This window comes from Mycobacterium sp. (assembly GCF_032162105.1).
Classification (GTDB): Bacteria; Actinomycetota; Actinomycetes; order Mycobacteriales; family Mycobacteriaceae; genus Mycobacterium.
Genome location: NZ_JAVRPS010000310.1, coordinates 1 through 7,191 on the forward strand (window position 1 = coordinate 1; position 7,191 = coordinate 7,191).

A 7,191-nucleotide genomic window follows, 5' to 3' on the forward strand; every position below is an offset into this window, starting at 1 on the left:
CGAGGCGGCGATGCTGTCGGGCTGATCGGGCGCGATGGGCAGACACAGTGCGTGGCCACCGGCGTCGTCGACCATGGCGGCGAGCATCAACGAGTTCGTGTCGAGCACCTGTCCACGCGTCGGAACCGTACCGAGGGGCCGGATTTCGTCGCCCGTCGGAAGGATCGCGACGACCGGCCGGCGGCGCACCAGGACGGTGGCGTGGCCCGCGGCGGCCAGCGCGGCCGTGTCGATCGGCCGGATCCGGTGCCCGGAATCCACGACGACCTGGCCGACCCTGATGTCCTCACCGACCTGCCGAACGTGGCGCCCAGCCACGACCGCGGTACGGACAAGGGCGTCGCCGTCCGCGTCGAACTCCACGTCCTCGCGCATGACCACGGCATCGAGCTGGTCGGGTACCGGATCACCGGTGTCGACGCGCAAAAACCGTTCGCCCCCGACTCTCTGCCGGTGCTGTTCGGACGCACCCGCGGTATCGAGCGCTCGCACCGCGATACCGTCCATCGCCGCTGCGCGATATGACGGCGATGACCACAGTGCCAAGATCGGTTCGGCGGTGATCCGACGAACCGCGCGGGCAAGGCCGACGACCTCGGACTCCACCGGCGCCGCCCGGCCTGAATACGCGCACACCCGCATCCACGCCCGAAACGCCTCCGCCACAGGATCGCCCCCCATATCGTTCCCGGTGCCGTCGACGTGGCACGTCAGGCCCGTGCCGTCCCATTGCGGGGCGACCACTTCGGCGTCGCGTCCGGTGCGGGTGGCATCGGGCAAGGCGCCGGTCACCGGGGACTCCTCCGATGACCGGACCTGATCTGCGGGACCGACGCCCGCGCGCCCTGACCCAACGATCAGCCGCTGATCACGAAGAGTTTCTTGAACGGCTCGGTGACCGTCCACGTGGACTTGGTGCCTTTCGTGAACGAGGCGACGTCACCGGGACGCAGGGTGACCTGCTCACCACTTTCGAGGTCGATGACGAGTTCGCCGTCCAGCGCATGAATGGTCTCGTCCGCGTTGAACGGATAGGGAAAGCTCTGCGGTTCCGAACGCCACAAGCCGACGGCGAGGGTCGCGCCCTCCGACCCCTCGGTGCGGATCCAGTGGACCTCCCCGATCGCCTCGCCGGCCACGATGAACGGCTCCCAGTCCTCCGCCGTGATCACGGAGCGTACGTACTCGGTGGTCTGCGTCGTCATCTCGTCTCTTTCCCCTTCGATTCGTGGTAACTGTCACGAACTTGTGACACATTTTTGTTTAAGCAGTATCGAGACTAGTTGCGTAATGCGGGCACAACACCTCTAATTGCAGGTATTCTATGTAGGCCTAACGCGACACCCAGGTTGAGCTGCGGTGTTATCTGGTTCTAACGCACACGGTACGCAACGTTTTCAACCACCACCTGCATTTTCAGGTGCCCTGGACATTAGTCTGGAGACGCAATGAATTGAGTTACGCAGCCTTTACTCTTTGATATATATCGGTAACAAGTTCGGCTTAGTTTGGGTTATCGCTTCGGTTGAATTTCTGACCGAATTCAGCCCCTTACTGACCGAGGATTATTCCGATGACGCTAGCGCCAGAATCCGGCACGGCCGCCCGCAGGGAGTTAACGATCGTTCGGGGGGCGTGCCCGCACGACTGCCCCGACACGTGCGCGATGCTCTACTCCGTCGATAGGGGCAAACTCGTCGACGTCAAGGGCGATCCGGAGCACCCGATGACCCGCGGCGGACTCTGTGTGAAGTTGAAGAACTTTCCCGAGCACCATTATCAGTCGGACCGCTTGATGTCCCCGATGCGACGCGTCGGCCCCAAGGGCGAGGGTTCTTTCGAGTCGGTGAGCTGGGACGATGCGCTAGCCGAAATCAAGTACCGATGGACAGAGATCATCGACGGCTACGGCAGCCAGGCGATCATGCCGCACGCCTACCTCGGACATCAGGGTGTACTCAACGGCCTCACCTCCGGCGATGCGTTCTTCAACAGGCTCGGGTCGACCGTGGCGGAAAAGACTTACTGCGAGTCCGGGTCCTCGACCGCGTGGCACATGACGGTCGGCGGCACCGGCGGACTCGACGTCGAGTCGATGGCGTACTCGAAGTACATCATCGTGTGGGGCATGAACATGACCAGCACGAATCTGCACGGCTGGCCGTTTCTGCTGCAGGCGCGCAAGGAGAACGGCGCCAAGATCGTCGTCATCGACCCAGTGCGAACCCGAACCGCGCGTCAGGCTGACTGGCACATTCCCATCCGGCCCGGCACCGACGGGGCGCTGGCGATGGGGCTGATCCACGAAATCATCGCCCAGGGCCTGACCGATGTCGACTACGTCGAGAAGTACACGGTCGGTTTCGACGAATTAGCCGAGCGCGCAAGGCAATACCCGCCGGAGCGGGTCGAGGCGATCACCGGTATCCCGGCCGAGGACATTCGCACACTGGCCCGTGAGTACGCCACCACCGCGCCGGCAGCGATCCGCCAGGGTGTGGCGATCGAACGTAGCAGGGGTGGTGGGCAGGCCATTCGCGCCATCACGTGCCTTCCGGCGTTGGTGGGGGCATGGCGGCATGTCGGCGGCGGCACCATGGAGATGCCGATCTGGGAGTTTCCGACCCTGTTCGACCGGATCTGCAAACCCGAATGGATTCCCGAAGGCACCCGGGTGGTGAACGAACTCGATCTCGGCGCCGCATTGACCGGTGAAATGGAACTGGATCCGCCAATCAAATCGCTGTTCGTCTACAACTCCAACCCGGTGTCGCAGGGGCCGGCGCAAACCAAGACGATGCACGGACTCATGCGCGAGGACCTGTTCACGGTGGTCAGCGACCACTTCGTCACCGATACGGCGAAGTTCGCCGACCTTGTGCTCCCGGCGACGATGCAGGCCGAACAACTCGACATCATGGTCACGTGGGGCCACTTCTACATATCACTGAATCAACCGGCCATCCCGGTACCGGGTGAGTGTGTGCCCAACGTCGAACTGTTCCGCCGCCTGGCCAAGACGATGGGATTCGACGACGACTACTGGGACCGCACCGACGAGGAGATGCTGATCGACTTCCACGACTGGGACGCGCCAGCGTTGGAAGGCATCACGTGGGACATGCTCAAAGAACTCGGCTACATGCGGCTAAACGTGGGAGCGCCGGACACCAGGGCCCCGCACGCGGAAGGCAACTTCCCAACCCCGTCGGGAAAATGCGAGTTCAAATCCAGTCTCGCCGAGGGCGGTAACTTCGTGGTGCCGGTGTGGCGTTCGATGTACGAGGCGATGCAACCCGGCGGCTACGTCGACCCGCTCCCGGACTACGTGCCGCCGTTCGAATCACCGGACTCCAACCCGGAATTGGCCGCGCGCTTTCCGCTCAGCATCGTTACCCCCAAACCGCACGCATTCCTCAACAGTCAGTACGGCAACGCCGCGGACAAGCAGCGCAGCCAGGGAGAGCAGCGGGTGTTCCTGCATCCTGACGATGCCACCGCTCGCGGCATAACATCGGGCGATGTGGTGCGGGTGTTCAACGACCGCGGCGAGTTTACTGGTCCCGCACACCTCGACGAAGCGCTGATGCCCGGCCTGGTCATGGCCAACGTGGGCCACTGGCAGTACAAGAGTTCCGGCAGCACCGTCAACGCAATCACCCTCGACAAACACAATCAACTCGGAAATGCGGGGGTCTACTCCGACAACCTGGTCGAAGTCACCAAGACGACAGTGCTCGCGTAGTCGCTGTAATCCCCGGCAAACCCGCACGGCCTCCCTGCTACCAACGCACTAGGACACATGCATGTCACTCGCCTCGCAGGTCCCGCGCACCTAGGCCGTCACCGACCTTCGGGGACGCGACCTGCGCGACCTGCGCATCTCGGTCACCGATCGATGCAACTTCCGCTGCACCTACTGCATGCCCCGCGACAAGTTCGGACCCAACCGCACCTTCATGTCGCGTTCCGAACTGCTCGACGCGGAGGAGATCGAGCGCCTGGCCCACACGTTCACGCGGCTGGGTGTGCGAAAAATTCGGCTGACCGGCGGCGAGCCACTCGTCCGGCCGGCAATCGTCGACATCGTCTCCCGGCTCGCCGCGCTCGACGTGGACCTCGCGCTGACCACAAACGGGTCCCTGTTGCCGCGGATGGCCTCCGCGCTCGCTGCGGCGGGGCTGAAGCGGGTAACGGTCAGCCTCGACTCACTCGAGCACGCGACGTTTCGCTCGGTCACCGACGCCCGCTACAGCGTGGCGGACGTACTTGCCGGCATCGACGCGGCGGTCGACGCCGGACTGGGCCCGGTCAAGATCAACACCGTCGTGCAGCGAGGGACCACCGGTGACGCCGGGCTCAGCTCGGCACTCGATGTCGCGGATCACTTTCGGGGTACCGGACACATAGTGCGGTTCATCGAGTTCATGGACGTCGGCACCACGAACGGCTGGCAGCCTCGAGACGTGGTGCCCGCAGCGGAAATCCTGGCCGCGCTCGACGCACGTTTCGGAGTCGAACCGGTCGACCCGGCCTACGCCGGCGAAGTCGCCACGCGGTACCGGTACTGCGACGGCTCGGGCGAGTTCGGCATCATCAGGTCGATGTCGGTGCCGTTTTGCGGTGACTGCACGCGGGCCCGGCTGTCGGCGGACGGAAAGTTCTACACTTGCCTGTTCGCGGCCACGGGACTAGATCTCCGCGGACCAATTCGCCTCGGCGCCACCGATGCCGATCTGTCCGAGGTTGTCGCCCGGCATTGGGCATCCCGTAGCGACCGCTACTCCGAACTGCGCGGCACCCACGACCCCACCCGCCCCCGGATCGAGATGTCCTACATCGGTGGCTGACACCGTCACCCTAGGTACATCAAACCCCCGGAGTGGCATGGCCCACCGCAGAGTTACCGCAGCGACACCGGCCGACTGACCACGCTGGAAACTAGCCGGCGTCCACGGGTCCGGCCCGTGCCGCGGCGCGCGCCGGTCCCGCGCCCCACCCGTCGAATGCCACAGCCACATCCACGGTGACCACGACATCGAGGTCGTCCACGGCGCAGTGTGCGGCGGCGGCTCCCATCGCTCGCGACACCGCCGACGCCTGGGCGCACGCCGCGTCGGCCCCCGCCGTCAGCCGCGCCGCCGCGGCCAGTGCGGCGAGGTCGGCAGCCGCCTGGGCGCGGTGGCGCGCCACCACGACCGACCCGAGGTAGGCGTCGGCAATCGTGATCGACAGCAGCATCGCCATCATCACCGCGGCCACGATGCTGGCCGATCCACGATCATCGCCCCGCCGGCTCGACCGCCGACACCCCCTCCGCCGCAACGGTGAGACCGGGTAGCAGCGGTGAGCGGGTGCTGACTCTGGCGATGACGAACTCGCCATCGCGCCGCAATTGCACAACTGCCCTGTCCGGGGCGATCCCGCGGGCGGCCTCCACGGCGGTGCGGTCATCTCCGCGGGCGGCCAGCCGCGCCGCCTCCCGCGCCGCATCGACACAACGCACCTGCATCGACACCGCGGTAAGTCCCGCCACACACAACACCAGCACGACGACCAGCGACGCGATCGCGAACGCAGCCTCGACCGTGACACTGCCCGCATCATTGCCAATCCCCCGAGTCGCCGCGCTCCTGCCCGCCGCCCTCAGACGTTGGTGTTCAGCGCCCGGGTGATGATGTTGGTCAGCGCGCTCACGATCGAGTCGCCGGTGACCACCGTGTAGAGGATGGCGCCGAACGCCGCCGCAGCAATGGTGCCGATGGCGTACTCCACCGTCGACATCCCGGACTCGTCGACCGCAAGCATGGTCAACCGCACCTTCAACTGACGAAAGACGTTGTTCATCTTCGTGTTTCCTCCTCATTGGTCCTCCTACCCGCGGCACACCCGCGAAGCGACAACTCGGTGGGCCCGCTCACCACACGCCTGACCGCAAAACGTCACCGGCCAGGCCCACAACCACCGGCACGATGCCAAGACACAGGAAGGCCGGCAGATAGCACAAGCCGAGTGGGCCCGCGATCAGGACCGACGCACGCTCGGCGGCGGCCTGCGCCGCGTCACCGGCGTCGAGCCGGGACTGGTCGGCGAGGTCGGCCACGCCCTGCGCCAACGCAGTGCCCGACGACGCCGACCGTCGCGCAAGCCGCAGTAGCGCCGTCATCCGCTGATCCCCCGACTGGCCGGGATCCGACCATGCGGTCGCGGGCGCGGCGCCCAGCGTCAGCAGATCCGCCGCCCGCGCGAGCACGCCGGCCAACTGGTGCGGGGCGGACGGTCGAGTCGCGGCGGCGGCAGTGGCCACCGCCATGCCCGAGGTCAGGCAGGCCGCGAACACGTCGAGGCTGGATGCGACGGCAAGGGGATCGCGGGACCGGTCGGCTGCCGGTGGACGGGGGTGGGCCGCGGCGGTCGCCCGGTCGAGCCGCCGCCCGGCCCGCGCGGAGTTACCGCCGATCAGCAGTGCCACGGCCAGCAGCACCGCGGACCAGCTCATGTCAGCACCCGGTTTGTGATGCGGTCCGACCACGCCAGCCCGCAGCACGCCAGGGCAACGCCGATGACGAGCAGCCAGCCGCCGGGACCGCCGGACAGGAGAAAGCGCACCGGGGCGGCACCGATCAGTTCGCCAAGGCCGACACCCAGTAGCGGCAGTCCGGCCAGGATCACCGCCGTCGCGCGGGCACCGGCCATGCCCGCGGTCACCCGGGACGCGTAACGATCCCGTTCGACGATGTCGCGGTGCGCCGTGCGCATCAGCGTCGCGATGGCCAGGCCGTGCGTCTGGGCCAGCTGCCAGCACACCGCCAAGCGCTCCCACTGGGCTGGCAACATCGATTGCGCGGCAACGGCTCTCAGGCCCGTCCCGACGTCGGCACCAAGCCGCGCCCGGGCCGCCACCGCACTCAATTTGGCGGCGACCGGACCGTCCACTTCGGATGCGGCGGTCTCGAAGGCCGCGATGGGGTGGGCGCCGACGCGCAGTTCACCGACCAGGACGGAGAGCGCTCCCTGCAGGGCGGCGGATTCCTCGGCACGCTGGGCGCTCAGGACGGCCCTGCGCCGTCGCGCGGCCAGCGTCAGCGCCAGGATCGCGAACGCCAGGACCACGGTGATCGGCACGACGAGCACCAGCGCGACGACGCACGCACTTCCCGCGAGTACCCGCACGGAGCGTCGCGCCGGTCT

General features: G+C 66.7%; 8 protein-coding genes and 1 pseudogene. 2 read left to right on the forward strand and 7 right to left on the reverse strand.

All coding sequences use genetic code 11. The features are described 5' to 3' along the window. The coding region (locus QOC69_RS15980) for a molybdopterin-binding domain-containing protein (RefSeq protein WP_526441206.1) at positions 1-792 on the reverse strand (792 nt) is incomplete at its 3' end. A 65-nt stretch (positions 793-857) separates the two neighbouring features. Continuing rightward, positions 858-1,205 (reverse strand): cupin domain-containing protein, encoded by a 348-nt coding sequence (locus tag QOC69_RS15985; protein WP_526441208.1) that lies wholly within the window; start codon positions 1,203-1,205, stop codon positions 858-860. A gap of 368 nt (positions 1,206-1,573) precedes the next feature. Between QOC69_RS15985 and QOC69_RS15990 the strand changes: the two genes are divergently transcribed. Both QOC69_RS15990 and moaA read left to right on the forward strand, forming a co-directional pair. After that, the gene (locus QOC69_RS15990) at positions 1,574-3,745 is read left to right on the forward strand and encodes a molybdopterin-containing oxidoreductase family protein (protein WP_526441210.1); all 2,172 of its coding nucleotides are present in this window, start codon (positions 1,574-1,576) and stop codon (positions 3,743-3,745) included. A gap of 112 nt (positions 3,746-3,857) precedes the next feature. Continuing rightward, a pseudogene (gene moaA, locus QOC69_RS15995) lies at positions 3,858-4,850 on the forward strand (GTP 3',8-cyclase MoaA); the annotation flags it as partial. Positions 4,851-4,941: 91 nt separating this feature from the next. Here moaA and QOC69_RS16000 read toward each other — a convergent pair. The 5 genes from QOC69_RS16000 to QOC69_RS16020 form a co-directional block, all read right to left on the reverse strand. Further along, positions 4,942-5,262 carry an Rv3654c family TadE-like protein gene (locus tag QOC69_RS16000; protein WP_526441212.1) on the reverse strand — a complete coding sequence of 107 codons (321 nt, stop codon included), beginning with the start codon at positions 5,260-5,262 and terminating at the stop codon, positions 4,942-4,944. Positions 5,263-5,281: 19 nt separating this feature from the next. After that, on the reverse strand, positions 5,282-5,614 hold the full coding sequence (locus tag QOC69_RS16005) for a TadE family type IV pilus minor pilin (protein ID WP_526441218.1): 333 nt from the start codon (positions 5,612-5,614) through the stop codon (positions 5,282-5,284). 32 nt (positions 5,615-5,646) lie between these two features. Further along, positions 5,647-5,847, reverse strand: a complete 201-nt coding sequence (locus tag QOC69_RS16010; protein ID WP_526441214.1) for a DUF4244 domain-containing protein — start codon at positions 5,845-5,847, stop codon at positions 5,647-5,649. Positions 5,848-5,917: 70 nt separating this feature from the next. Beyond that, on the reverse strand, positions 5,918-6,499 hold the full coding sequence (locus tag QOC69_RS16015) for a type II secretion system F family protein (RefSeq protein WP_526441216.1): 582 nt from the start codon (positions 6,497-6,499) through the stop codon (positions 5,918-5,920). Then, positions 6,496-7,173: a type II secretion system F family protein gene (locus QOC69_RS16020; RefSeq protein ID WP_526441220.1), complete on the reverse strand. Its 678-nt coding sequence runs from the start codon at positions 7,171-7,173 to the stop codon at positions 6,496-6,498. Before QOC69_RS16020 ends, QOC69_RS16015 begins: the two co-directional genes overlap by 4 nt. Positions 7,174-7,191: the final 18 nt, after the last annotated feature.